Here is a 22,455-nt window from a genome sequence, read left to right on the forward strand (position 1 = left end):
ATCAGCTCCGCAGGTTGATGATCGTCTGCGAAAGCTGCGTCGCGGTGTCGATCGCCTTGGCGTTCGCCTGGAAGTTGCGCTGCGCGGTGATCAGGCCGACCATCTCCTCCGCCAGGTCGACGTTGGACCGCTCGAGCGCGCCCGACTGCAGTTCACCGAAGCGGCCGACCGCCGGCACGCCGTAGGACGCGGTGCCCGAGGTGCCGGACGCTTCCCACTGCGAGGAGCCGAGCTGGCGCAGGCCGGTCGGCGCGATGAAGCTGGCGAGTGCCACGCGGCCGATCGTATCGACCGTACCATCGGCATAGGCAGCCCGGATGCGCCCGTCCTTCTGCACCGTGACGCCCGAAAGATCGGCACCGGCGGCGTTCTGCTGCGGGATGAACACGTCGAGCGTGGTCCCCGGATTGGTCGGCTGACCGTTCGCATCGACCGCCATCATCTGCACGCGGTTGTCGGCCCCGTCCTGCAGAAAGCCCTGGCCGTCGATCTCGAACGCGCCGTTGCGGGTAAACACCGTCTTGCCGGTTTCCCCGCCGCGCAGGGTGAAGAAGCCGTCGCCGCTGATGGCGAGGTCGGTCGCGCGCTGGGTCTGCTCGATCGGGCCGAGGGTGAAGCTCTGCGTCATGGAGACCACGGTCGCGCCGATGCCGCGGATCATCTTGGGCTCGGTATTGGGGCCGCCCGAAACCAGGTCGGCGAACTGCGTATCGCTCTTCTTGAAGCCGGTCGTTTCCGCGTTGGCGATGTTGTGCGCGATGACGCCGAGGTCGGTCTGTGCGTTCTTGAGGCCGTTGAGAGAGGTATAGAAAGACATGGTAGGGTTTCCTTCGTGAAAATTCGGATGGAGATCAGGCGGAGGCGCCGGGCTGGAGCATGTCCTGCAGGCTCGATTGGGCGGCGACGAGGGAGTCGAGCTTGTCGGCGATCGCCTGCAGCGTCGCGTTCGTCTCGGTCGTGCCGGACAGCGCGGTAAACTGCGCCATCTGGACCAGCATTTCCTTGTTATCGACCGGATTGGTGGGGTCCTGCTGCTTCAGCTGCTCGATCATCAGGCGCAGGAAATCGCCACTGCCGAGCGCGGCGAAGCCACTCTTGGCAGGGGCCGCGGGGGCGGTCGGCGGGGCGGCACCGGTGGCACCGGTGGCACCGGCGGGCTGGTTGGCTATGACGGTCATTTCATCCTCATCGTTTCGAGCATCAGTTGCTTGGCGGTCTGCATCGCCTCGACCAGGTTCTGGTACTGGCGGGCGCTTTCCATGATCTCGACCATCTCGGCCGTCTCATCGACGGGCGCTTCCCACACGTCGCCGTTCTCGTCGGCGAGCGGGTGGCCGGGATCGTGGCGCTTGACCGGCGCCGCGTCGGATCGGGCGATGCCGTTCAGCTTCACCGTGGAGTTACCGCTCGCGCGGTCGAGCTCTTCGCCGAAGACGGGGCGAACCGGGCGATAGGCCTCGTCCTCGCTGCCCGCGACGGAACCCGCGTTGGAGAGGTTGGAGGCGGCGGCGTTCATGCGCACCATCTGCGCGGACATCCCGCGCTGGACGATGGTGAAGACGTTCATCGGGGCGGGCATGTCATTCCCCCTTGATCGCGCGGGTGAGCGTTTCGACCCGGCCCTGGAGGAAGGACAGAGTGGCGGTGTAGGAAACCGCGTTTTCGGCGAAGGCCATCTGTTCGTTGGCGAGCTCCACCGTGTTGCCGTCGAGCGAGGGCATGGTCGGCACGCGGTAGCGGGTCGCGCCCGCCATGGCGGAAGAGCCGTCGGTCCCGCCCAGACGCGCCTGCAGCGCGGCACCGAAATCGATGTCGCGCGCCTTGTAGCCCGGAGTGGAAGCGTTCGCGATGTTGGAGGTCAGCATTTCCATGCGCCGCGAGCGCACTTCCAGCGCCGCTCCGTGAATGCCGAACAATGTCTCGCTCATAATCGGTCCTTTCGCGCTCGTGTCAGGCGCTCGCAGGACCATACGCAACAAGCGTGCCAGTTTTCACAGCCCCACCTTTCGGGACCGCGCCCGGCGCCGTTGCGGCAAGTTCTTGCCGCTCCCGGCAATGTTCGGCCACCTGCTTAAGCCCTCCATCGCCGGGACGTTCTCCAGTCTCGAGGAGCTTTCTTATGGATTTCGCGAACCTGATCGATCCGACCGGTGCGGCGATCGTGCTTGGCGGCACGATAATCGCCACGGTGCTGCGGACCGGGCGCCAGGAATGGCGCGCGACCGCGCACGTGCTGGCCCGGCTGACCCGCCCGCGCTTTTCCTACGCGCGCACGCGGGCGGAAATCGCCCCCCAGGTGGAGGGGATCCGCAATGACGGCGTGCTGCGCGCCCGCCCGGCGCCCTCCAACGACCGCGAGATCGCGGAGGCGACCGGCGCGCTGATCCATCACCGGTCGGTCACCGCCCTGATCGAGGCGCATGACCGCCATCGCCAGGCCCGCCAGCAACAGCGCGCCGACGCCCTGCAACTGCTGCACCAGGCCGGCGAACTCGCGCCCGTGTTCGGCCTTGCCGGAACGCTCGTCGCGCTCAGCCAGCTCGCGGCCACGGGGCTCGACCGGACCGGGCTGCTGGCGGCGGTCGGCACCGCCGTGCTGACGACGCTGTACGGCCTCGTCACCGCGCACGTCCTGATCTATCCGGTCGCGCGCCTGATCGAGCGGCGCGGCGCGCACGAAGAAAGCGAGCGCGATCGGCTGATCGAGTGGCTGAGCGAACAGGTCCGCGACGCGATCCCGGGCGGCTCCAGCCAATCCCGGGTGCGCGCGGCATGATCCCGCGCCTCACCAGCGGCTGGCAGATCATGCTGGCCGACCTGTCCCTAATCCTGTTCATCGTCACCGCCGCGGCGATCGACACCGATGCGGCCCCCACCCCGGCGCAGGGCCTCGCCGCGCGGGCGGAGCCGGTCGCGGTGTTTCGCCCCACCGGCGAAACCGACCTGACCAGCTGGCTGGCGGAACGTCCCACCGACCCGCGCGAGCAGCTCACCATCGTCGCGCGCTATGGCGCAGGCGGGCTCGACCGCACCCGCGCGCAGGCCGAGGCGCTGGCGCGGCAGGCGGATGCGGCGGGCCTCGCCCCGCGGATCGTGATCGAGCCGGGCGAGGCGGACGACGTGGCCGCGGTGTTCGCCTTCGATCCAGCCGTGGCACGCAACTTGCAGAGATCGGGCACACCGGCCCAGGGCCGATAAAGGATTTCGCGCGGGACCACCGCCCGCCAGCAGGAGACATCAATGTCCATTCGCCGTTTCGTCCCCCGTCTTGTCGTCGCCATCGCGGCTGCCAGTGCCGTCGTGCCCGCCGCGGCGCAGAGCGCCTATACCGACCCCGCCGCGATCGACCGCGCCGTGGCCGAATTCACCGGCAGCTCCATCGGCACGCCCGGTGGGGCCCTGCGCGGTGTCGATCGCCGGTTGCGGCTGAACGCCTGCCGCGGGCCGCTGGCCCTCGCATGGTACGGCACCACCCGAGACAATGTCCGGGTCGAATGCACCGATGCCTCCGGGTGGAAGCTGTTCGTGCCCGTCCGCCGCGACGTCGCCGCGATGCAGGCCGCCGCCGCCCCCGTGGTCAAGCGGGGCGAGAACGTTTCGGTGGTCATGCGCGGCCGCGGTTTTTCCATCACCGCCTCGGGAGAGGCGATGGAAGCGGGCGCGGAAGGCGAATGGATCAGGGTGAAGCCCGAGAACGCGAAAGAACCGGTGCGCGCGCGTGTCGAACGCCCGGGCCTCGTCACTATCCCCATGTCATAACGTTGTTTTTCAACAACTTTGCCGGGTCCGGCAACTTTCTGCCGTCCAGTCCTTAAACTTTCGTGACAGGCGTCGTTCTATTCCTTGTAAGCGATGGAGCACGCCATGTCCCTCGATATCAACCCGCTTCGTATCATCCGCGCCAGCGATGCGCGCCTCGATCAGACGCGCCAGTCCGACACCGGTTCGATGCCGCAGACGTCGGTCAAGTCCGGTCGGCAGGAAGCCGGGGTGCTGGTCGAAACGAAGGCGCTCCTCGCCGAATCCGGGCCCCCGGTCGACAACGACCGCGTGCGCGAGATCCGCAAGGCGGTGAGCGACGGAACCTATCCCCTGTCCCCAACCCGCGTGGCCGATGCGATGATCGCCGCGAAATTCATGCTGAGCGACCGGAAATGACGCAAACCAAGACCCTGGCGGATTCCCTGCGGCAGATGATTGCCGTTCTGGAAGAAGAGCGGCAAGCGCTTGCCGCGATGGACATCGACGCGCTGTCGCTCGCCGGGCAGGAAAAGCACATGCTGTGCGGAACTTTGGAGGGCGGGAGCGCCGATCCGCTCGACGCCGAGTGCCGCAGCCTGCTGGAGATGGCGCGGCACGCGAACGAGGTCAACCGCCGGGTCCGCAACCTGATGGCGGCGAACGTCGCCGCGCGGCTCAACGCGCTGACCGGCGGCGCGGGCACCTACCGCGCGGGCGCGGCCAACGCATCCTACGCGGTCGTGCGCGCCTAGGCCCACGATCGGGGCGCTCCGGCGGAGCAATCTGGCACGCTTATTGCTGAACCCGTGGGACCATGTGCCCAGGTGACAGACATTGAGCGATACTTCGACCATTCCGGCGAGCGTGGCCGGCGCGACCCGCCCGGCACCCGCCATGGGCGGCGGCGATGCGCGCACCCGCGCCGCGATCGCGCGCGCCGCCGAACGGACGGGTACGGATTTTTCCTATCTGCTCGCGCAGGCGCGCATCGAATCGAGCCTCAACCCCTCCGCCCGGGCCCCCACCTCCTCCGCGAGCGGTCTCTACCAGTTCATCGACAGCACCTGGCTGGCGACGCTCGACCGGCACGGCGACAGCTACGGCCTGTCGCACATCGCCGGGGCGATCGACACGCGCGGCGGGCGCAGCTTCGTGAACAATCCCGCGCTGCGCGGCCAGATCATGGGCCTGCGCAACGATCCGGACGTGTCCTCCATGATGGCGGGCGCGCTCGCGCAGCAGAACCGCGCGGCGCTGTTGCCGGTGCTGGGGCGCGAGCCGCAGCCGACCGAACTCTACATGGCGCATTTCCTGGGGACCGGCGGCGCGACCCGCTTCTTCACCGCCCTCGCTGCCAATCCCGACCAGTCCGCCGCCGCGCTGCTGCCCCAGGCCGCCGGGGCCAACCGCTCTATCTTCTACGCGCCCGGCGGCGCGCCCCGCAGCCTGCGCGGCGTGATGCAACTGATGGAAAGCAAGATGGCCCGCGCCATGGCCGCCGACGGTGGCGGCCTGCCCGGTCCGTCGACGCTGGAAGGCGAATTCGCCCTTGCCCGCGGCGGATGGCAAAGCGCGCCCTCTTCGGCCGGCAATTTCGGCGGGGCCGCACCGGCGGCTCCTGCCCCGATGCGCGGCACGCCGTCGATGTCGGATACGCTGCGCGACAATTTCGGTTTGGCCAATGCGAGCGGAGGCGACCGGGGTCATGTCCGGGCGGCCTATGACAAGCTGAAGGCGTTCGGACTATGACCGGGAAAACCCCACTTTCCCCGGGTGCCTTTGCACTTCCGGTGGCAATCCTCGTACTTATCGTGCTGATGGTGTTGCCCATCCCGACGATGATGCTCGATGCGTTTTTCGTCCTTAACATCGCGTTTTCAATAGCGATTTTGATGGTCGCGATGAACGCCGCGAAGCCGCTCGACTTCTCTTCCTTCCCGTCCGTCCTGCTGTTCGCGACACTGCTTAGACTCGCGCTCAACGTCGCGTCGACGCGCATCGTACTGGTCGGCGGACACAACGGATCGGGCGCTGCGGGCAAGGTGATCGAGAGCTTCGGCGAGTTCCTGATCGGCGGCAATTTCGCGGTCGGCCTGTTCGTCTTCATGATCCTGCTCATCATCAACATGGTGGTGATCACGAAGGGCGCGGGCCGCGTTTCCGAGGTTTCGGCGCGCTTCACCCTCGACGCCCTGCCGGGCAAGCAGATGGCGATCGACGCCGATATCGCCGCCGGGCTGATGACCGCGGAAGAAGCCAAAGCGCGCCGCGCCGAGGTCGCGACCGAAGCCGATTTCTACGGTGCGATGGATGGTGCTTCCAAGTTCGTGAAGGGCGACGCGATCGCCGCATTGCTGATCCTGGCGGTCAACATCATCGCCGGGTTCTGCCTCGGCATGATCAGCCACGGGCTGACCGCGGCCGAGGCGGCGCAGCATTACATCACGCTCGCCGTCGGCGACGCGCTGGTGGCGCAGGTTCCCTCGCTGCTGCTCTCCATCGCCGCCGCCGCGATCGTCACCCGCGTTACCGACAAGAGCGACCTGGCGGGGCAGATCGGCGGCCAGTTCGCCGATCCGCGTAGCTGGCTGCCGGTGGCGCTGGTCCTGGGTGGCCTGGGCGTGATACCGGCGATGCCGCAATCGATCTTCCTGCCCGCCGCGGCGGGCGCGTTCTGGCTCTACTTCGTCCTGCGCCGCCGGGCCGCTCGCCCCGAGCCGGTTGCCGAGACGATCGAACCTGCGAAGCCCGAGGCGCTCACTATCGAGGACGTATCGGACCACACGCTGGTGACGGTCGAGCTCGGCTACGGCCTCGTACATCTCGTCGACGAGGCGCGCGGATCGTCGCTGGTCGCGCGCATCACCGGGGTGCGCAAGCAGCTGTCCCAGGAATTCGGCTTCGTGGTGCCGCAATTCCGCTTGCGCGACAGCCTGCAGATGGCACCCAATGATTATCGTATCACCATCGGCGGCACGCCGGTTGGTGGCGGACAGATCCTGTCCGACCAGGTCCTGGCGATCGATACCGGGGACGTCATGCCCCAGCACGGTATCCATGGTACCCCCACGACCGATCCCAGCTTCGGCTGTCCGGCCCTGTGGATCGCGCCGGGCGAGCGGGATCAGGCGGTCGCGGAAGGATTTCTGACGGTCGATCCCGGCACGGTTGTCGCAACGCACCTCAACCAGCTCCTGCGCCAGCGGGGGCCGGAACTGCTCGGGCCGGAGGAAGTTCGCACCATCGTCGATTCGCTGCGCGAGCGTTCGCCGGGTGTGATCGAGGCGATCACGCCGGAGCCGCTCTCGCTGGCGGCCCTTACCCGCTTGCTGCGCGCGCTGATGGCAGACGGCATCACGCTGGCGCATCCCGGACCGGTGATGTCCAGCATCGCACTCGCGCTCCAGCATACGCAGGAATTCGACGCTCTCATCGACCGCGTGAGGGCCGATCTGGGCGGCTGGCTGGTGGGTCGCATCTGCCCCCCTGACGCGAAGCTGGCCGTGATCACCCTCGACGCGGCGCTGGAAAGCGCGGTGCTGGGCGGCATGCGCGACCCCGCGACGGGTCAGCCGATCATCGAGCCGGACTGCGCCCAGATGATCGGCATGCGCATCGGGCAGATCTGTGCCGAGGCGCCAGAGGGGCGCAGTCCCGCGCTCATCGTACAGCCCCCCGCCCGTCGCGCGCTCGCCGATCTGCTGCGCGCCCGCGCGCCGTCCTGCCTCGTGCTGTCGATCACCGAACTGCCGCCCACCCAGCCGATCGAAGTCGTCGCGGTGATCGGCGAAACCGAACCTGCCCCGCAACTCGCTTCAGCCACGCCGGAGGTGCTTGCCGCATGAAACTGGACCAATCGCAATTCAACGCAGCCGCCGCCTATGGATCGGTGGACCTGATCGAGGACCGCGTGCGGCGGTTCGTGCCGATGGTGCGAAAGGCCGCGTGGCATATCCATGGCAGCGCGATGAACGAATTCGATGTGGAGGACCTGATCCAGGTCGGCCTGATCGCCTTGACAGAATGTGCCCAACGCCATGCCGGCCCCACGGAAGACGGCTTTGCCGCCTATGCGAAAATCCGGGTGCGCGGCGCGATCCTGGACCATGTGCGGCGAACCATTCCGGGCAGCAGGGGCAGCGGCGCGCGCCGCCGACGGGTCGAGCATGCGACGAGCCGGCTTCGCGCCCGGCTCCGCCGTGAACCGCGCGCGGACGAGCTCGCGGCAGAGATCGTGGAGATTGGCGGCAGTCTGTCCGATCTCGAAGCGGAACCCATGCGCACCGCATCGCTGGACACCATGTACGACGACACCAGCGATATGTTCGCGGACGATCGCCCCAACCCCTTCGAACTTCTAAGTGAGCACCAGGACAGCGAACGGCTCGGCCGGATCGTAGCCGCCTTGCCCGAACGCCTGCAGACGGTGCTCCAACTCTACTTCGTCGAAGAGCTGAACCTCGCCGAAATCGCCCAGGTTCTCGAGGTCAGCGTACCGCGAGTCCATCAGCTGAAAGCGCAAGCGCTGAAGATCGTCCGCAAAGAGTTGCAGCCAGAGTAACCATTGTTAAAGTCGTAGCGGGCAGGGTGAAGCGAGACGCCGGGGCGGGCTTGGCCGGACCGGTGGGCTTTTCGCTTCGCAAACGTTAACAGGGTCTCGGGTTAAGACAGGCAATGCTGAAATTCGCGGTGGTGGACCACGACATGCGGCGCAAGGCCGACGTGGTGATGCAGTTTTCCGATATCGGCCATTCTTGCGCACCTTATGACAATGTGGAGGAATTCGCGGACTCCGGGCGGCACTATGATCTGCTGTTGCTCGCCGAACGGGCCGATGGTGCCTTTCGCGACGATCTCGAGAGCTTGCGATCCACCGTCCATGGCCAGAAGACGATCGTCTATTCGACCGATCCGCATTACGCGAACGCGTGCGAGGCCCTACGGCTAGGGGCGCTCGACCTGCGGGCGTGGCCTTTCGACCTGACCGAGATCGAGGCGTGGTGGCATCGCAATGCGGAAACCTTCCTGCCCGTCAATCGCCTCCGCCTCCGCACCCGCGAGGCCCGCGACCGGCTCGCCGCTCTCACCAGCCGCGAACGGGATATCCTGCACGCCATTGCCGACGGGAAATCGAACAAGATGATCGCGGCCGGGCTGGGCGTCAGTCACCGTACCATCGAAGCGCATCGTCTCCGCTTGCTGAAAAAGATCGAGGTTACGAATTCCAGCGATGCGGTGCGCATTTCGATCGAAAGCCGGCTCTTCGATCCCGCCTGAGCCGCGTCAGGCCGGTCGGCGCCCGGTTTCCGCGAACGCCTGCTCCATCTCTAGAAAATCGTCCCGCAACGCCGTGAGCTCCGCGCGGTCGAACCTGGAACTGCCGCGAACCAGCTTGGCGCACGCATCGCCATATACCACCAGCAGCGCCTCCCCCAACGGCTGTGACACGTCGACGCCCAGCTTCAGCGCCTGAACGCAGGAGAGCGCCTTCAGCACGGCGGTCGAACGCTTCCCCGGTTGCGCATAGGTATCGAAGCACAGCGCGCGATTGATCGCGCCGATCGCCTCGGCCAGGCACAGGCGGGTCAGTTGGCCGGTATCGCCACCCACGATGTAGGCGTCGATCTCGACCCGGCGATAGGCTTCGGATGGGGCGATGGCTTGCAGCATGGATCAGTCCTTCGCCGTCCAGAGCGCGACCTGAGACTTCAGGAAGGACAGCGTCGATTGCGATTGTGTGACCCGGCGGTCCGCCCAAGAGAACGACCTGCCCAGTTGCGCCCGCAGGTTCTCCTGCTGCTCGGCAATTTTTTCCAGGCGGTTTTCGATCTGTGTTTGCTGCCGTTCGTAACGTGCGATGGAGCCGCCCAGCGAACCGGGATCGGTCGTGCTGCCCAGGTTGCGGGCGAGCTTGTCCATCGTGGCGAAGACGCCATAAAGCCCCGACGTGAACATCCCGGCCGCCCCGTCCGGATCCCTTGCGAGCGTTTCCTTCAGCCGATCGGCATCAAGGCGAAAGGTGCCCTCCCGGCTGGCGGTCAGGCCCAGATCCCCGAGCGTTCGCGGCGCTCCCGCCGGGGCATTGGGCATGATGACCGTACCCGCCAGCGCCGCCAGTTCGCGCTTCAGTGCGCGCGCCCCGGAATCGTTTCCGAGTTCCCCGCCGAGCGGGCTGGCCGTTTGCTTCAACTGCCCGGTCACGTCGTTCAGCGCCGCGACCAGATCCTCCATCAAAGAGGTAATCGCCCCATCCTTGCGGTCGAACGAAATCTCTGTCGGCGCCCCTGCATTCGTGCCGGTCAGGGTCAGCGACAGGCCCGCGGGCAGGCCGGTGACGGTATTGGTGGCGCTGGTTACCTCCACTCCGTCGAAAACCAGCCGGGCATCCTTCGCCGTGGCTTTCAGCTGCCCCCCGTCGGTCGCGGGCGACCAGTCGAGAAAATCGATATTGCCGGGCGCGGAGGCGCCCCCGCCCGCACTCGCGCCGCTGCCGGAGATCGTGAAGCCGTTGGCTGCGCCCTGTTCCCCCTTGATCACCAGCTGCGCCCCGGAGCTGCCGGAGACGACATAGGCGGTAAGCCCGCTGCCGGAAGTGGATATCTTGCTCGCAAGCGTGCTCAGGGTATCGTCGGCGGTCACCTCGATCGAAAGCGGGGCAGTGCCGCCATCGGCTGAGAACGAACCGCCGGAAACCGTGCCAAAATCGAAGGTCAGGGTGCCCTCCCCGACCAGACTGTCGGACGTGGCATAGGGTTTGCCGACGAGCGTCTGGCTGCTCGCAAGCTGCGTCACCTCCAGCGAATAGGTGCCATTGGCACGCGCGCCGCCCGCCACCGATACCTTAGCGACCGCGGGGTTGGCGGTCGCGGCGCTGGCGGCGAGATCGCCGGTGCGGACGCGTTCACCCAGGGCGCTCGCCAGTTGCGACAACTGCCCCTTCAGTGCCGCAGCCGCCGAAATGCGCGTTTCCATCAAATCGCTGCGCGATTTCAACTGCTCGATCTGCGCCGCATATTTCGCGGTGGAAAGATCGGTGGCGAGTTTCGCCATGTCGATGCCGCTGCCGCCGCCCAGTGCGGAAAGGATGGAGGAGGAGGGATTGTCCATGGCTTTTAGAACGGCTGGGTCGGGCCCGGTTTAAGCCGCTTGCGGGCGTCCTTCGGCATCGAATCGCAACGCCGATGGCACCGTGATGGTCGGGCGGGAAACGCGATCCCCACGCTTCAGCGACATTACGAAGGCCAGCACGCTGGCGATGGCTGCGTAGAGCTCCTCGCGCACCATCTGGTTTTCCCTTGTGGTGAAGTAGACCGAGCGCGCGAGGGCGGGATATTCCATCACCGGCACGCCGTGTTCGGCGGCCAGTTCGCGCATCGCCAGCGCCTTCTCTCCGCGACCCTTCGCGAGAACCACCGGAGCGGCGGCGAGAGCGGGATCGTAGGTCATCGCGACCGAAAAATGGGAGGGATTGGTGAGGATGAACTGCGCGTCCTTGACCGCGTTCGCCACGCCCCCGCGCGCGAGCTGCCTCTGCCGCTGGCGGATCGCCGCCTTCTTTTCAGGAGAGCCCTCGCTCTGCTTGTGCTCGTCGCGCATTTCCTGATGCGTCATCTTGAGCCGGCCCATCCGCCGGATCCACTGGATCGGCCAGTCGATGAAGGCGATCAGCACCAGCCCGACGGCGAGCAGCAGCAGCAGCCGCGCGATTGCATCCCACGCGGTGGACAGCTGGCCGACCAGATCGCCGCGCCCGAGGCTCAGCACCTCCATCACATGCGCCCCGCCCCAGAACCAGGCGATCGAGCCCAATAGCAGTATCTTCAGCAGGCTCTTGCCGAGTTCGATCAGGCCTTGCATTCCGAACATCCGCTTCAGCCCCGATCCAGGGTTGATGCGCGATCCCTTCGGTTTCAGGTTGCCCGCCAGGAAGCGGCCCTCCCCCAGCAGCAACTGCGACACCAGCGTCGCCAGCATGATGCAGCCGCCGAACGCCAGCACCGGCGGCAGCATCGACATGAGCAGGTCCAGCATCAGATCGCCCGGCGTGAAGTCGGCCAGTTGCGCCCGGTCGAAGGAGAAGCTGCTACGCGCACCCTCCTCCATCGCGCCGAACAGCCACGGGCCGGCCACGATCAGCCACACCGCGCCCACCATCACGGACACCGCCGTGCCCACTTCCTTGGAGCGCAGGACATCGCCCTTTTGCGCCGCATCGCGGCGGCGCTTCTCCGTCGGGGCGAAGGTCTTCTCACCGGCCTGGTCGCTCATGGAGTGGCGATCCTCCCGACCTGATCGATCGCCTGCGCCGACAGGGCCACGAACTGGTCGGTGATGAGTGGCGAGGCCGCGATCAGGGCAGCGATACCCGCCAGCACACCGGCGGGCAGACCCAAGGAGAACAGGTTGAGCGACGGAGCCGAACGGCTCAGCACGCCCGTGACCATCTGTACCAGCAGCAGCGCGAGCGTGACCGGCAGCGCGATCGCCACCGCCGTGGCGAACATCTCACCGGCGAAAGCGGCGATCACCAGCGCTTGGTCCGCGCTCATCCATTCGCCCCCCGGCGGCAGCGCGCGATAGCTCTCGATCACGAGCCGCAGCCACAGCAGGTGCCCGCCCACCGCCAGAAAGATCAACGTGAGTACAAGCGTGAAATATTGTCCCAGCGCGGTCGACTGGCCGCCGGTGTTGGGATCGGCGGCGGTGGCGATCGCCATGCCCATCGCGCCCGAAATCTGCTCCGCCGCGAGGACCGGCGCGGCGAAGCTCAACTGCAGCACGAAACCGCAGGCCAGACCGATCACGATTTCGCTGACGAGCGCGATAAGCGCGGCGAGCGAGAAGAGGTCGGCCGGCGTCGTTACCGGCACCCAGATCTGTACGAACACGCCGATTGCACCGGCAATGATGATCCGCAGCTGCACGGGCACGCTGGTCGCGCCGAAGATCGGCGCGGCAACCAGCGCGGCACCGATGCGGGCGCTGATGAAGATCAGCTTCCACAACTCCGCCTCGATATTGCCGAAACCGAAATCGGGCAGCATCAGCTGGCGATCCCCGCGATCTGCTGGAATATCTCGCGCGCGAAATCGCTGATGAGACCCATCATCGACGCGCCGAAAAGGACCAGCACAAGCGCAATGATCGCCAGCTTGGGGACGAAGGTCAGCGTCTGTTCGTTGACCGAGGTCGCCGCCTGGATGATACCGACCAACAGGCCCACCGCGAGGGCTGCCAGCAGCACCGGCGCGGCGACCAGCGCGGTCGTCCACAGCATCCGGTCGGCCAGCGCGAGAAGGGAAGCGGAATCGTTCATCAGTGCATCCTTGTCAGGCGAAACTCATCGCGAGCGAGCCCATCAGCAGGCTCCACCCGTCGATCAGGACGAACAGCAACAGCTTGAACGGCAGGGACACGATCGTCGGCGACAGCATCATCATACCAAGGCTCATCAGCACGCTCGACACCACGAGGTCGATGACGAGGAACGGCAGGAACAGCATGAACCCGATCTGGAACGCGGTCTTCAGTTCGCTGGTCACGAAGGACGGCAGCAGGATCGAGAACGGAATGTCCTGCGGAGATTCGAACTTGGGCGAATTGGCGATGTCCGCGAACATGGTGATGTCGGCGGTGCGCGTCTGTCGGATCATGAAGGCGTGGAAGGCGTCGCCCGCATTGGCGATCGCCTGATCGGCGGACAAAGTACCGGCCGAATAGGGCTGCAACGCCTGTTCGTTCACCGTGGTCAGGGTCGGAGCCATCACGAACAGCGACAGGAACAGCGACAGGCCGATCAGCACTTGGTTGGGCGGGGACTGCTGCAGGCCGAGCGCCTGGCGCAGGATCGACAGCACGATGATGATGCGCGTGAAGCTGGTCATCATCAGAACCAGCGCGGGCAGCACCGTCAGCAGCGCCATGATCAGCAGCAGCTGCAGCGAGAGGGTCAGCGGTGCCTGCCCCTGCCCATCCGCCGCGCCCAGCGCCCGCTCTAGGGCACCGCCGACGGACCCAGCGGTGGCGGCCAGGGCCGGTTCGGCGGCGAAGGTCACCAGTGCCAAGCCTAATGCCAGAAACGCAGCATGCTTCAGCGGCTTACGCATCGTCGGGCTCCACCGACGGGCGCGCTTCGGCCTCTGCCAGGCGGGTCAGGCCGTGACGAGAACTGCCCACGAGGATTTCTCGACCGTGGAATTCGATGACCGCGAGCTTCACGCCGGGCGACAGCATCGTCGTTTCGATCAGACGCGCCGCCTTTGTCCGGCCCGCCGGGACGAAGCGCCCTTGCAGCCGCTTGGTAAGCCACAGGCTGCCCCAGATCATCCCGCCCAGCAGGGCGAGCATCAGGATCAGCTTGACGACGTACCAAGCCATCAGGCGGCCTCTTCCGCCGAAACGGGGTTGTCGTTGTCTTCATCGCCCGCCATCTCGACGATCCGCAGCGCGAAGCGATCGCCCTGAGTCACGATCTCGGCCTTCGCGATGGCCTGCCCGTTGACGTAGACGTCCAGCAGTTCGTCGGTCATCCGGTCCAGCGGCACGACGCTGTCCGGGCCGAGCGCGAGCACGTCCTTCAGCTTGACCTGCGTGCGGCCGAGTTCGACCGAAAGGCGAACGTCGACATTGCGCAGGAGATCGAGGGAACGGGTAGTCATGGCAAAAGGGCCTTTCTGGAAGGGTAATTTCAGGAGAGGGTGCTGACGCGCAGGGCGACGCGATCATCGACACTGCCGACGCTGCCGTGTGCAATCACGCGGTCGCCGACCCGCAGGGGCACCTGGCGTGCGATCGGCAGGGGAACGATGTCGCCCGGTTTGAACGCCGACACGCGCGAAAGCGGCAGCGTGGTTTCCGCCACCACCGCAACCAGGTCGAACGGGGTCTCGGCGAGCGCGCCCGACAGGGGATCGTTCGTCCGCTTGCGCGCGGTGGGATCGGCGTGCGTCCGCCGCACGGCGAAGCGGGACTTTTCACCACTGCGCAGCGCCAGGCCCAGCACCCAATCCGGGGCATCGGGTTGCACCACGGTGAACTCCAGCACCGTGCAGCTTTCGTCGGCACCCAACGTGTCGAAGGCCGAATGGCGCGAATTGTCCGCGATCTGTGCCTTGCCGAGCGACGGCAGCGCGCGTTGCATGGCATCGCCCAGCAGCGTGCGGAACTGGGTCGCGACCAAATCCGCCATCAGCGGCAGTTCGACCGGCTCGTCGCCATCGGCATCGATTCCGTCCCCGCCAAACAGCCGGTCCGTCAGAGCGATCAGCGTCTTCGCATCGAGGGTCGAAACGATCTGCGCCCCGACCGCGGGAAAGACGATCGTCGCTGCGGTGGAAATGCCGTTAGCACCGCCGGTCAGTTCGGCCACCGGCCGGACGGTCGGCGCCGCGCACGACACGCGCAACTTGGTCGCTCCGAGCAGAGCGCCGAGGCCCGGTGCCAGTGCGCGGGCGAGATCGGCCCCGAATTGCGCGAAACCCTCGCCATCCGCGTCCTTCCCGGAATCGGCGCGAAAGAGTTCTGCGCAGTGCCGCGCCACCGGGCGCGCGCGGTCGAAAGAGCTTTCCGGCTTCACTGGACGAGGTAGCCGAGAAAATAGATGTTATCGACGCCGCCGAAGCCTTCGCGCTCGGTCAGGACCTCGTTCACGGCTTTGGTCAGGCGGCGCTGCAGGTCTTTCTTGCCCGCGGCACTGGTCGCCTGTTCCTCGGTGGTTTCGGCAAGCTGGACCAGCATCGCGGAGCGCAGGGCAAGGTCGTGCTTTCCGAGCCATTGCAGCACGCGCCCGTCCCGACGGGTGGACGCGGCCAGGGTTACCTGGATGAGCGCCGGCGAAGCCTTCAGATTGGACGTAAAGCTGTCCTGAAACTGATAATAGCTGGTCCGGTATTCGCTCCCGCCCTCACCATCGACGATCTCGGCCTCGTGCTCGCCACCTTTGGTTGCAGGGGCGTAAGGATCCTCCTCACCCTTGCGCAGAAGCTTGGGCATGTCGGGCTCGTGGGCCGCGGCGGATTTGCCCAGCAAGCCCATTTCCACTGCGGCGAAGGCACCGCCCGCACCCGCGCCGGTCAGTGCCAGTGCGCCGACCGCCATCTTGAGCTTGCCGCCTTTCTTGGGTTTTTCGGTCTGGTCTTGGTTTTTAGCCATCGTCTTTGGTTCCTGTCAGATCGTGCATTCAAGCGAAGATGCCGCGACCACGAGGCCGGGCTCTGGTCGAAGCATCGGTGGGGGTCTCGGCGTTCTCGCCGTTATGTTGCTGGTCTGCGCGCGTGCGCGTGCCCTGTGCAGGCGAACGCTGCTGGTCGGTCGCGGTTTGCGATTGGGGCGGTGTCTGGCCCTGGTGCGCGTTGTGGCCCGCGGGCTGACCGTCATGACGAAGGGAACTGCTATCGGCACGCACGCTCTCGCCGTGCGTGACCGAACGGTCGGAATGCGCGGTCTGAGCAAGCGCGGCTTGCACCGCCGGTCCGAAGTCAGGATCGGCGTTGCTGAGCGAGAAGGACAGCGCACCCGCCGCGATCCCGGTTTCCAGACGCACCGACACCTTGCCGAAGTCGGCATTACTCACCGCCATCTGCATTTCGCCCGAGCGGGCCGCGCTACGCGCCTCCACCAGCCGGTCGATCATCTGCGAGATATCGGTGTGCGGCATCGGAGCGCTGGCGGGCGCTAGCGACATAGGGTTCTGGCCGATGGCCGAGCGTACCTCGGTCAGCCCTGGCTGCTGGGTCGGAGCGGTGGAAGCAGTCGATGCGAGGGTAAAGCGGGCACTCGTCGCCTGCGCCTTATCCCCGTGGTCCTGCGCCACACGCGCGCCCGGCGTCGGGTTTTCCTGTGCGGTTTCCGCCTCGGCTTCCGGGCGACCGCGCGAGCCCGCTTCGCCGCGTTCCATAGCGACAGGTGCCATGGCCAGTTTTACCGGCTTGGTAGTCGGCTGCTCCGGCGTTGGAGCAGCGGGAGTAGCGGGAGCAGGATTGCCGGTTTCAGGAGCCAGCTTTGTCATTTGCGCAATGGGTGCGCTTGCCGGACCTGGCGTGACCGTTGCTGCCGGAACGGGCTGCGACGCGGTGCCTGCCGACGCCGGAACCGCGACGCCGCTCGTCTGGACAAGCGCATCGACCGCTTGCGGCTGGCTTGGCGTTGCCGGTGCGATGGCGACAGCCGCGCCGCGCGGCGTTTGCAGAGTTGCGGGCTGCTGGCGAAGGGTCGCGACCGGGGCCTCCGGCGCTTGGCGCAGGGCGCTGGGCCGAGACGGCGGCGTTGTCTGCGACGGCAGGCCGATAGTGCCCGCATGTTGCGCAGCGCCGCTTTCCGCCTCGACGAAACCTGTGGTCGCGGTAACGACCGGGGCGACCGCAGCGACATCGACCGGCATCGGCAAGGCGTTGCCGATCTGAACCGGCAAGATATTGCCGGTCTCTTCCTGTTCCTTGCCGGTTGCCGCTTCGCCCAGCAAAGCGTCGCTTTCAACGTCGCCGGTGACGGGTAGCAGCGCCACCTTCCCGGGCGCGACGGACATTGCGGAATTGAGCTGCACGGCAAAGGTGGAAACCGCGGATTCCCCCTGCGCACCATCCGCCGGAACGGACTTGGCAAAGCCGGGAACGATGCACTCGGCAATTGAAATGGTAGCGCTGGATGAAACTTGCTGCATCGGTAACCCGTCGTTCGGCGTTAAGGATACCGAGTGTTATTCAAGTTCCGTGCCAATCCTTCCGCTCCGCCGCTGCAAACTGATTGCGGCGTTCAATCCGCAGGCGTTCGTCCACGATTTCGCTGCGGCGATCGGCAGCGGCGAGGTCGCCGCGCGCTGCCTCCACCCTGCGCTCTGCTTCCCGCGCATCGTCACGTGTGCGGTGGGAAAGGGCAGCCAGTTGCCCGCGAAAGGCGAGGTGGGAGGTCAGCATCCCCCCAGTCACGCTCTTTTCCGGTGAATCGTAATCGTTGACGAGTTGGCGACTGCGTTCCGCCAATAGCGCGAGCCGATCGAACTGCTCTCCGCTTGTGGCGACGCTTTCGGCGGCTCGCAAACGGTCGACCGCGCGCAGCCGTGCGATCCGTTCCAGCCGCCCGGACCGCCCCGTCCTAGCCATCGCCATTGATGATCCTGGAGAGAGCCTGCGCACTCTGCGCCAGATCGCTCTTCTCGCTCGCGCGCTGGCACAGGAAGGCCGAGAGAGCCTCGTGCATTTGCATCGCCCGGTCGACCGCGGGATCGGCACCTTGGCGATAGGCTCCCATCAGGACGAGATCCCGGTTCGCCTCGTAATCCGCAACCAGAGCGCGAAAACGGCGCGCGTCTTCGATATGCGCCTCATCCGCCACCGCGGTCATCACCCGGCTGAGGGAAGCGGGAATGTCGATCGCCGGATACTGACCCCGCTGGGCGAGGTCGCGCGAGAGCACGATATGTCCGTCCAGGATCGCCCGTGCGGTATCCACCACCGGATCGTTATGGTCGTCGCCATCGGCGAGCACGGTATAGAGCCCGGTGACGGCTCCGCCCGAGGTCGAGGAATTGCCCGCCCGCTCCACCAGCCCGGTTATGGTGGCAAGGGCGGAAGGGGGATAGCCACGGGCGGCACCCGGTTCGCCGAGCAGCAGCCCGACTTCACGCGCGGCGTGCGCGACACGGGTCAGGCTGTCCAGGATCAACAGCACCCGCTTTCCCTGCGCGCGGAAATATTCGGCCAGGGAAGTGGCAAACCGCGCGCCCCTGAGGCGCAGGTTCGCGGCATGATCGGCGGGTACGGCGACCACCACGGTGCGCTCGCGTGGCTCGCCCTGCATGTGGCGGGCTACGAAATCGGAAACCTCACGCGCGCGCTCGCCGATCAGGCCGACCACGGCGACATCGCATTGCGCACCGTCGGCGATCATGTCGATCAGGACCGACTTGCCGACACCCGATCCGGCCATGATCCCCATCCGCTGCCCCACGCCCATCGTGGTGAGCGCATTTATCGCGCGAATGCCGGTGTCGAAGGGATCGGTTACGGAAGCGCGTTCGAGCGCCGCCTCGCGGTGCCCACCCAGCGGCCACGCCTTGCGCGCCCTGATCGGTGGGCCTCCGTCGATCGGGCGACCGCGCGCATCGACCGCGCGACCGATAAATTCCTCGCCCACCTGCACCATTCCGGGCGCGCCTTCGGCGCGGACGCGGGCGCCCGGCTTCAATCGCGTGGTGTCGCCCAGTAGCATCATCAGCGAATATCCGCCGCGAAAGCCGATGACTTCCGCTGGCGCTTCGTCGCCCCCAGCTTCGCTTTCCACGCGCGCGATCGTCCCGATCGGTGCCGGCAGTCCGGACACCTCGATCAGCCCGCCATTGCACGAATGGACGCGGCCATGGGCGACGCTACCCAGGTTGGGTTGCGCGCCTTTCAGGCCCTCGAGTTCACGCGAAAGGAGGTTCAGCACGCGGCAAAGGCGGCGCGCAGGGCCGCTGCCCATTCCATCGGCCCGTCACTGACCCCGCCGTCACTGCCTTCCAGCCGCAACGCCCCGCGTTCCAGCATCGGGTCGGCCTCTATGGTCCAGCCCACCGCGAATTCGGGATCGAGCGCCACAATATCGTCGGGATGCAGCATCAGCGTCAGCGCTTCCTTCGCTTCGCCGATCCGCTCCGCCGCGTCGAAACAGCGCCGCTGCAACCGCTCGCGGTCCAGCATCAAGGGCATCAAAGCGTCCTCGCACAGCCCCGCCACGGTCTCCGCCAGGCGATCGGCCAGCTCGCGCCGTGCGGTCTCGTCGAGCCGCTGAAACGAGAGGCGGAGCTTCTCGCGAGATCTCTCTACTTCCTCGGCTTCGATCTGCGCCTGCGCGCTCGCATGCGCTATTCCGGCGGCGAAGCCATCATTGCGCGCGGCCTCGAGCGCCGCAGCGTGATCGGCTTCCGTGATTTCCTCGATCGGCGGTGCGAGGACGACCATCGTCCCGTCGAACCGGGAGTCGGGAACGAACGGGTTCGCCTCCCGCTCGAACGCGGCTAGCCATGCGGGCCGTCCGGCGGGCGCGTGCGACAGCGACTCAAACATATTCGCCATCGCTTTGTCCCAGAGCGATCTCGCCGCTTTCCGCCAGTTGGCGCGCAGTGGCAATGATGCTGCGCTGGGCGGTCATCATATCCGCCTTGCGGATGCGGCCGCGCAGTTCGATCTCGTCGCGCACGCCGTCCGCCGCGCGCGACGACATGGCGGCGAAGATCGGTTCGCGATCATCCTCGTCCAACCCCTTCAGCGCATCGATGAGAACGTCGTTCTCGACTTCGCGCAGGAGGCGCCCGATCGACATGGCGTCGAGTTTCAGCAGCATGTCGAAAGTGAACAGCTCGGCTTCGATCTCCCGCGCCAGATCGGCATCGCGACTGTTGATCGACGGCATGACCAGCTTTTCGATATTGCCCTCTGCCCGGTTGATCAGCTCCGCCGCTTCGCGCGCGCCGCCCATGCTGAGCGGCGTCTGGCCGAAGCGTTCGCTGATGCGGCGCGTCAGCATCGCGTCCAGCATGACAATGGCCTGGGTGGGAACCTTGCCCAACCGGGCCACCCGCTCGACGATCAGCGGCTGCTTGTCCATCGGCAGCTGCGCCAGCAGGCTCGCGGCGGAATCGGAATCGAGCAGCAACAGCAGCACCGCGATGACCTGCGGCGGTTCGTCCTCGATCAGGGTCAGCAGGCTCTGTGGGGCCAGCCAGCGCGCGATCTCCAGCGAACGATTGACCTGGTTCGGCGCGATACGGTCCATCAGGTGACCGGCCTTGTCCGACCCCACCGCGCGCGACATCAGCTCGCGGACTTGGGTCGGCCGATCCTTCACCGGCAACGTCTCGCGCGCGGCCTCGACGATGAAGCGGTCGAGCGCAGAAGCGATACCGGGCGCATCCACTTCGCCCAGGGCGCACATGGCCTGGCCCAGGCGATGGAGCTCTTCCGGTTCGAGCCGCGAGAGAATGGCGGCCGCCTCGTCCTCGTTGAACAGCATCACGATGATCGCCGCGCGATCGAAATCGCTAGCGGGAAGGGGATAGCTCATCGTCCCGCCTCCACCGGAGCGGCCAGCATGCGGCGCAGCGTTGCCGCGGCCTGATCGGGCTGTTCGACGGCCAGCCGACGCGCCAGCTCGACCTGCTCGCGCACCGATTCATGCGTGAGATTGGCCTGCGTCGTCGCACCGCGCAGCGCAATCATGGATTCGCTGTCCTGTTCCGGGCTGTCGGTATCGTCCGCGTCCTCATCCTCGTCCCGGTCGCGGCGCAGATTGCGCAGCAAGGGGCGCACCCCAAAAATCAGGCCGAGTATGACCGCGAGGAGCGCGATGCCGTTGCGCAGGATGGTTCCGAACCATGCGGTCTCGTAGAAGGGTGGCGCTTCGGTGACGGCGGGGTCGAACGCGCTGGAAATCACCGTAACCTTGTCGCCGCGATCCGGGTTCGCGCCGACCGCCGCTGCCACGAGGTTTTCGATCTGCTTGACGCTGGCGGGCTTGATTGTCTTGAGCGCCTCGGAACTGAGCGCGACCGCAACGGACAGACGGCGCACCGCGCCCGGCGTGGTCGTGGTCACCTGGACCTGGCGGCCCAGCTCGTAGGTGCGGCGTGCACTGCTCTCACCCGAAGTCTCGGGATTGCCCGCTACCTGCGTATCCTGCGGCGGCCCTTCCTCCAGAACGTTCGGCGCTGGCGGCGTATTGGCGAGAACGCCGGGCACACCGCCCGCGGGGCCGGCACCGCTCTGTTGCGAGCGCGATTGGGTCTCGCTGCGCAGGGCGCCGTCCTTGTCGTAATTCTCTTGGGCCGAAGTCATTTCGTTGAGATCGAGTTCGACCTGGACCTCGCTCGAAAAGTTGCCTTCGCCCACGATCGGGACCAGCAACTGCGCGATCTGCGCACGGAGCTTTTCCTCGAACTGGCGTTGCAGGTCGAGCCCGACCGAACCGTCACTGGTCGATCGGTTGGACAGCAGCTTGCCGTGCTGATCCACGATACGCACCGCATCGGCGCTCATCCCCGGAACCGAGGCGGCTACGAGATTGCCGATCGCGACAACCTGATCCGGAGACAGGTTTCGACCGCGCGCCATGCGCACCATGACGGAGGCGCTGGGCGCGGACTGTTCGCGCACGAAAACAGACCGTTCGGGCGTGGCAAGATGCACCCGCACCGCCTCGACCCCGTCGATCTCCATGATCGTCATCATCAATTCACGCTCACGCACGTTGCGCACGCGCTCGCCCTCCAGCGTGCGGCTCGATCCCAGGGGAATCGCGTCGAGCATTTCGGAGGTGCTTTCGGGCGCGGCCAGCGCGCCGTTGCTGGCGACCAGCATCCGCGCGCGATAGAGATCGTCCTCGCCCACGGTCAGCATACCCGTGGTGTTGTCGATGGTGTAGTCGATGCCACCCGTGTCGAGCGCACTGGCGACCTCGGCCCGTTCGGAATCGGACAGGCTGCCATACAGCACGCGCTGGGGGGGCTGCGACAGCCCGACCCATAGCAGCGCCAGCGCCGACAGGCCGCCGAGCACACCGATCGCGGGCAGGCTCTTGCGGATCGCGGGCTGCGCGGTGAACGCCTTCAGCCGCTCCCCGAAGGAGCCGTATGTCGGATCGGTAAAGGCACCCAGCAGCGACGCGCGCGATGCGCCTGCGCCAGTGGGCGACGACACGGCGAGAGCGGTGCCGCCCGCGCCGGAAGGAACGAGGTCTGCCATT

Annotated in this window: 29 protein-coding genes; 9 read left to right on the forward strand and 20 right to left on the reverse strand. The window is 66.6% G+C overall.

The features are described from left to right. Window position 1: 1 nt before the first annotated feature. The 4 genes from MKP08_RS00490 to flgB are packed head-to-tail and all read right to left on the reverse strand — an operon-like array spanning window position 2 to window position 1,928. The gene (locus tag MKP08_RS00490; RefSeq protein WP_241554436.1) at window positions 2-817 is read right to left on the reverse strand and encodes a flagellar hook-basal body complex protein; all 816 of its coding nucleotides are present in this window, start codon (window positions 815-817) and stop codon (window positions 2-4) included. Between the two features lie 34 nt (window positions 818-851). After that, complete coding sequence (locus MKP08_RS00495) at window positions 852-1,178, reverse strand: flagellar hook assembly protein FlgD (protein WP_241554437.1); 327 nt, start codon at window positions 1,176-1,178, stop codon at window positions 852-854. Beyond that, the gene (gene flgC / locus MKP08_RS00500) at window positions 1,175-1,579 is read right to left on the reverse strand and encodes a flagellar basal body rod protein FlgC (protein ID WP_373418057.1); all 405 of its coding nucleotides are present in this window, start codon (window positions 1,577-1,579) and stop codon (window positions 1,175-1,177) included. Before flgC ends, MKP08_RS00495 begins: the two co-directional genes overlap by 4 nt. A gap of 1 nt (window position 1,580) precedes the next feature. Beyond that, on the reverse strand, window positions 1,581-1,928 hold the full coding sequence (gene flgB / locus MKP08_RS00505) for a flagellar basal body rod protein FlgB (protein WP_215227486.1): 348 nt from the start codon (window positions 1,926-1,928) through the stop codon (window positions 1,581-1,583). 191 nt (window positions 1,929-2,119) lie between these two features. Here flgB and MKP08_RS00510 point away from each other — a divergent pair, with 191 nt between their 5' ends. From MKP08_RS00510 to MKP08_RS00550, 9 genes are all read left to right on the forward strand, one after another. Then, entirely contained in the window at window positions 2,120-2,776 is a 657-nt protein-coding gene (locus tag MKP08_RS00510) for a MotA/TolQ/ExbB proton channel family protein (protein WP_241554438.1), read from the forward strand. Then, window positions 2,773-3,198, forward strand: a complete 426-nt coding sequence (locus MKP08_RS00515) for a hypothetical protein (RefSeq protein WP_241554439.1) — start codon at window positions 2,773-2,775, stop codon at window positions 3,196-3,198. Before MKP08_RS00510 ends, MKP08_RS00515 begins: the two co-directional genes overlap by 4 nt. 42 nt (window positions 3,199-3,240) lie before the next feature. Beyond that, window positions 3,241-3,759, forward strand: coding sequence for a flagellar basal body P-ring formation chaperone FlgA (gene flgA, locus MKP08_RS00520; protein WP_241554440.1), 519 nt, complete (start codon window positions 3,241-3,243; stop codon window positions 3,757-3,759). Between the two features lie 105 nt (window positions 3,760-3,864). Beyond that, window positions 3,865-4,158 carry a flagellar biosynthesis anti-sigma factor FlgM gene (gene flgM / locus MKP08_RS00525; protein WP_241554441.1) on the forward strand — a complete coding sequence of 98 codons (294 nt, stop codon included), beginning with the start codon at window positions 3,865-3,867 and terminating at the stop codon, window positions 4,156-4,158. Next, window positions 4,155-4,493, forward strand: a complete 339-nt coding sequence (locus tag MKP08_RS00530) for a flagellar protein FlgN (protein ID WP_241554442.1) — start codon at window positions 4,155-4,157, stop codon at window positions 4,491-4,493. The genes flgM and MKP08_RS00530 overlap by 4 nt, the downstream gene beginning before the upstream one ends. Before the next feature lie 82 nt (window positions 4,494-4,575). Beyond that, window positions 4,576-5,490: a transglycosylase SLT domain-containing protein gene (locus tag MKP08_RS00535; protein WP_241554443.1), complete on the forward strand. Its 915-nt coding sequence runs from the start codon at window positions 4,576-4,578 to the stop codon at window positions 5,488-5,490. Further along, complete coding sequence (locus tag MKP08_RS00540) at window positions 5,487-7,586, forward strand: flagellar biosynthesis protein FlhA (protein WP_241554444.1); 2,100 nt, start codon at window positions 5,487-5,489, stop codon at window positions 7,584-7,586. The genes MKP08_RS00535 and MKP08_RS00540 overlap by 4 nt, the downstream gene beginning before the upstream one ends. Then, entirely contained in the window at window positions 7,583-8,302 is a 720-nt protein-coding gene (locus tag MKP08_RS00545) for a sigma-70 family RNA polymerase sigma factor (RefSeq protein WP_241554445.1), read from the forward strand. Before MKP08_RS00540 ends, MKP08_RS00545 begins: the two co-directional genes overlap by 4 nt. 113 nt (window positions 8,303-8,415) lie before the next feature. Next, window positions 8,416-9,018: a response regulator transcription factor gene (locus tag MKP08_RS00550; RefSeq protein ID WP_241554446.1), complete on the forward strand. Its 603-nt coding sequence runs from the start codon at window positions 8,416-8,418 to the stop codon at window positions 9,016-9,018. 6 nt (window positions 9,019-9,024) lie between these two features. On the opposite strand, the gene MKP08_RS00555 is transcribed toward MKP08_RS00550, so the two are convergent. Genes MKP08_RS00555 through fliF form a run of 16 tightly spaced genes read right to left on the reverse strand, consistent with a single transcriptional unit; the run spans window position 9,025 to window position 22,454 of the window. Continuing rightward, window positions 9,025-9,411: a hypothetical protein gene (locus MKP08_RS00555; RefSeq protein ID WP_215227478.1), complete on the reverse strand. Its 387-nt coding sequence runs from the start codon at window positions 9,409-9,411 to the stop codon at window positions 9,025-9,027. A 3-nt stretch (window positions 9,412-9,414) separates the two neighbouring features. Beyond that, a complete protein-coding gene (gene fliD / locus MKP08_RS00560; RefSeq protein WP_241554447.1) occupies window positions 9,415-10,848 on the reverse strand; it encodes a flagellar filament capping protein FliD in 1,434 nt (477 codons plus the stop codon). Window positions 10,849-10,878: 30 nt separating this feature from the next. Beyond that, a complete protein-coding gene (locus MKP08_RS00565; RefSeq protein WP_241554448.1) occupies window positions 10,879-12,009 on the reverse strand; it encodes a flagellar biosynthesis protein FlhB in 1,131 nt (376 codons plus the stop codon). Continuing rightward, window positions 12,006-12,785 carry a flagellar biosynthetic protein FliR gene (gene fliR, locus MKP08_RS00570; protein WP_306300103.1) on the reverse strand — a complete coding sequence of 260 codons (780 nt, stop codon included), beginning with the start codon at window positions 12,783-12,785 and terminating at the stop codon, window positions 12,006-12,008. The genes MKP08_RS00565 and fliR overlap by 4 nt, the downstream gene beginning before the upstream one ends. Next, the gene (gene fliQ, locus MKP08_RS00575) at window positions 12,785-13,057 is read right to left on the reverse strand and encodes a flagellar biosynthesis protein FliQ (RefSeq protein WP_215227475.1); all 273 of its coding nucleotides are present in this window, start codon (window positions 13,055-13,057) and stop codon (window positions 12,785-12,787) included. The genes fliR and fliQ overlap by 1 nt, the downstream gene beginning before the upstream one ends. A 13-nt stretch (window positions 13,058-13,070) precedes the next feature. Further along, on the reverse strand, window positions 13,071-13,847 hold the full coding sequence (gene fliP, locus MKP08_RS00580; protein ID WP_306300104.1) for a flagellar type III secretion system pore protein FliP: 777 nt from the start codon (window positions 13,845-13,847) through the stop codon (window positions 13,071-13,073). Continuing rightward, window positions 13,840-14,118: a flagellar biosynthetic protein FliO gene (locus MKP08_RS00585; RefSeq protein WP_241554449.1), complete on the reverse strand. Its 279-nt coding sequence runs from the start codon at window positions 14,116-14,118 to the stop codon at window positions 13,840-13,842. Before MKP08_RS00585 ends, fliP begins: the two co-directional genes overlap by 8 nt. Beyond that, the gene (locus tag MKP08_RS00590) at window positions 14,118-14,399 is read right to left on the reverse strand and encodes a FliM/FliN family flagellar motor switch protein (RefSeq protein ID WP_241554450.1); all 282 of its coding nucleotides are present in this window, start codon (window positions 14,397-14,399) and stop codon (window positions 14,118-14,120) included. The genes MKP08_RS00585 and MKP08_RS00590 overlap by 1 nt, the downstream gene beginning before the upstream one ends. Before the next feature lie 29 nt (window positions 14,400-14,428). After that, the gene (locus MKP08_RS14370) at window positions 14,429-15,280 is read right to left on the reverse strand and encodes a FliM/FliN family flagellar motor switch protein (RefSeq protein ID WP_241554451.1); all 852 of its coding nucleotides are present in this window, start codon (window positions 15,278-15,280) and stop codon (window positions 14,429-14,431) included. A gap of 32 nt (window positions 15,281-15,312) precedes the next feature. Then, the gene (locus MKP08_RS00600; protein ID WP_215227470.1) at window positions 15,313-15,891 is read right to left on the reverse strand and encodes a flagellar basal body-associated FliL family protein; all 579 of its coding nucleotides are present in this window, start codon (window positions 15,889-15,891) and stop codon (window positions 15,313-15,315) included. Between the two features lie 28 nt (window positions 15,892-15,919). Further along, window positions 15,920-17,398: a hypothetical protein gene (locus MKP08_RS00605; protein ID WP_241554452.1), complete on the reverse strand. Its 1,479-nt coding sequence runs from the start codon at window positions 17,396-17,398 to the stop codon at window positions 15,920-15,922. 40 nt (window positions 17,399-17,438) lie between these two features. Then, window positions 17,439-17,843 (reverse strand): hypothetical protein, encoded by a 405-nt coding sequence (locus MKP08_RS00610; protein WP_241554453.1) that lies wholly within the window; start codon window positions 17,841-17,843, stop codon window positions 17,439-17,441. Continuing rightward, the gene (locus MKP08_RS00615) at window positions 17,830-19,197 is read right to left on the reverse strand and encodes a FliI/YscN family ATPase (RefSeq protein WP_241554454.1); all 1,368 of its coding nucleotides are present in this window, start codon (window positions 19,195-19,197) and stop codon (window positions 17,830-17,832) included. Before MKP08_RS00615 ends, MKP08_RS00610 begins: the two co-directional genes overlap by 14 nt. Beyond that, window positions 19,158-19,790, reverse strand: coding sequence for a flagellar assembly protein FliH (locus MKP08_RS00620; RefSeq protein ID WP_241554455.1), 633 nt, complete (start codon window positions 19,788-19,790; stop codon window positions 19,158-19,160). The genes MKP08_RS00615 and MKP08_RS00620 overlap by 40 nt, the downstream gene beginning before the upstream one ends. Continuing rightward, complete coding sequence (locus tag MKP08_RS00625; protein ID WP_241554456.1) at window positions 19,774-20,778, reverse strand: flagellar motor switch protein FliG; 1,005 nt, start codon at window positions 20,776-20,778, stop codon at window positions 19,774-19,776. The genes MKP08_RS00620 and MKP08_RS00625 overlap by 17 nt, the downstream gene beginning before the upstream one ends. Continuing rightward, window positions 20,775-22,454 (reverse strand): flagellar basal-body MS-ring/collar protein FliF, encoded by a 1,680-nt coding sequence (fliF, locus tag MKP08_RS00630; RefSeq protein ID WP_241554457.1) that lies wholly within the window; start codon window positions 22,452-22,454, stop codon window positions 20,775-20,777. Before fliF ends, MKP08_RS00625 begins: the two co-directional genes overlap by 4 nt. Window position 22,455: the final 1 nt, after the last annotated feature.

This window comes from Erythrobacter sp. LQ02-29 (genome assembly GCF_022576075.2).
Classification (GTDB): Bacteria; Pseudomonadota; Alphaproteobacteria; order Sphingomonadales; family Sphingomonadaceae; genus Alteriqipengyuania.

Coding starts and splice junctions, on each gene's coding strand:
- fliP (WP_306300104.1), bottom strand. CDS start 13,847: ATGCGTAAGCCGCTGAAGCATGCTGCGTTTCTGGCATTAGGCTTGGCA.
- flgB (WP_215227486.1), bottom strand. CDS start 1,928: ATGAGCGAGACATTGTTCGGCATTCACGGAGCGGCGCTGGAAGTGCGC.
- MKP08_RS00605 (WP_241554452.1), bottom strand. CDS start 17,398: ATGCAGCAAGTTTCATCCAGCGCTACCATTTCAATTGCCGAGTGCATC.
- MKP08_RS00555 (WP_215227478.1), bottom strand. CDS start 9,411: ATGCTGCAAGCCATCGCCCCATCCGAAGCCTATCGCCGGGTCGAGATC.
- MKP08_RS00600 (WP_215227470.1), bottom strand. CDS start 15,891: ATGGCTAAAAACCAAGACCAGACCGAAAAACCCAAGAAAGGCGGCAAG.
- MKP08_RS00515 (WP_241554439.1), top strand. CDS start 2,773: ATGATCCCGCGCCTCACCAGCGGCTGGCAGATCATGCTGGCCGACCTG.
- MKP08_RS00620 (WP_241554455.1), bottom strand. CDS start 19,790: ATGGCGAATATGTTTGAGTCGCTGTCGCACGCGCCCGCCGGACGGCCC.
- fliF (WP_241554457.1), bottom strand. CDS start 22,454: ATGGCAGACCTCGTTCCTTCCGGCGCGGGCGGCACCGCTCTCGCCGTG.
- MKP08_RS00565 (WP_241554448.1), bottom strand. CDS start 12,009: ATGAGCGACCAGGCCGGTGAGAAGACCTTCGCCCCGACGGAGAAGCGC.
- MKP08_RS00610 (WP_241554453.1), bottom strand. CDS start 17,843: ATGGCGATGGCTAGGACGGGGCGGTCCGGGCGGCTGGAACGGATCGCA.
- fliQ (WP_215227475.1), bottom strand. CDS start 13,057: ATGAACGATTCCGCTTCCCTTCTCGCGCTGGCCGACCGGATGCTGTGG.
- MKP08_RS00545 (WP_241554445.1), top strand. CDS start 7,583: ATGAAACTGGACCAATCGCAATTCAACGCAGCCGCCGCCTATGGATCG.
- MKP08_RS00495 (WP_241554437.1), bottom strand. CDS start 1,178: ATGACCGTCATAGCCAACCAGCCCGCCGGTGCCACCGGTGCCACCGGT.
- flgC (WP_373418057.1), bottom strand. CDS start 1,579: ATGCCCGCCCCGATGAACGTCTTCACCATCGTCCAGCGCGGGATGTCC.
- MKP08_RS00590 (WP_241554450.1), bottom strand. CDS start 14,399: ATGACTACCCGTTCCCTCGATCTCCTGCGCAATGTCGACGTTCGCCTT.
- flgM (WP_241554441.1), top strand. CDS start 3,865: ATGTCCCTCGATATCAACCCGCTTCGTATCATCCGCGCCAGCGATGCG.
- fliR (WP_306300103.1), bottom strand. CDS start 12,785: ATGCTGCCCGATTTCGGTTTCGGCAATATCGAGGCGGAGTTGTGGAAG.
- fliD (WP_241554447.1), bottom strand. CDS start 10,848: ATGGACAATCCCTCCTCCTCCATCCTTTCCGCACTGGGCGGCGGCAGC.
- MKP08_RS00490 (WP_241554436.1), bottom strand. CDS start 817: ATGTCTTTCTATACCTCTCTCAACGGCCTCAAGAACGCACAGACCGAC.
- MKP08_RS00585 (WP_241554449.1), bottom strand. CDS start 14,118: ATGGCTTGGTACGTCGTCAAGCTGATCCTGATGCTCGCCCTGCTGGGC.
- MKP08_RS00530 (WP_241554442.1), top strand. CDS start 4,155: ATGACGCAAACCAAGACCCTGGCGGATTCCCTGCGGCAGATGATTGCC.
- MKP08_RS00615 (WP_241554454.1), bottom strand. CDS start 19,197: ATGGGCAGCGGCCCTGCGCGCCGCCTTTGCCGCGTGCTGAACCTCCTT.
- flgA (WP_241554440.1), top strand. CDS start 3,241: ATGTCCATTCGCCGTTTCGTCCCCCGTCTTGTCGTCGCCATCGCGGCT.
- MKP08_RS00540 (WP_241554444.1), top strand. CDS start 5,487: ATGACCGGGAAAACCCCACTTTCCCCGGGTGCCTTTGCACTTCCGGTG.
- MKP08_RS00510 (WP_241554438.1), top strand. CDS start 2,120: ATGGATTTCGCGAACCTGATCGATCCGACCGGTGCGGCGATCGTGCTT.
- MKP08_RS00550 (WP_241554446.1), top strand. CDS start 8,416: ATGCTGAAATTCGCGGTGGTGGACCACGACATGCGGCGCAAGGCCGAC.
- MKP08_RS00625 (WP_241554456.1), bottom strand. CDS start 20,778: ATGAGCTATCCCCTTCCCGCTAGCGATTTCGATCGCGCGGCGATCATC.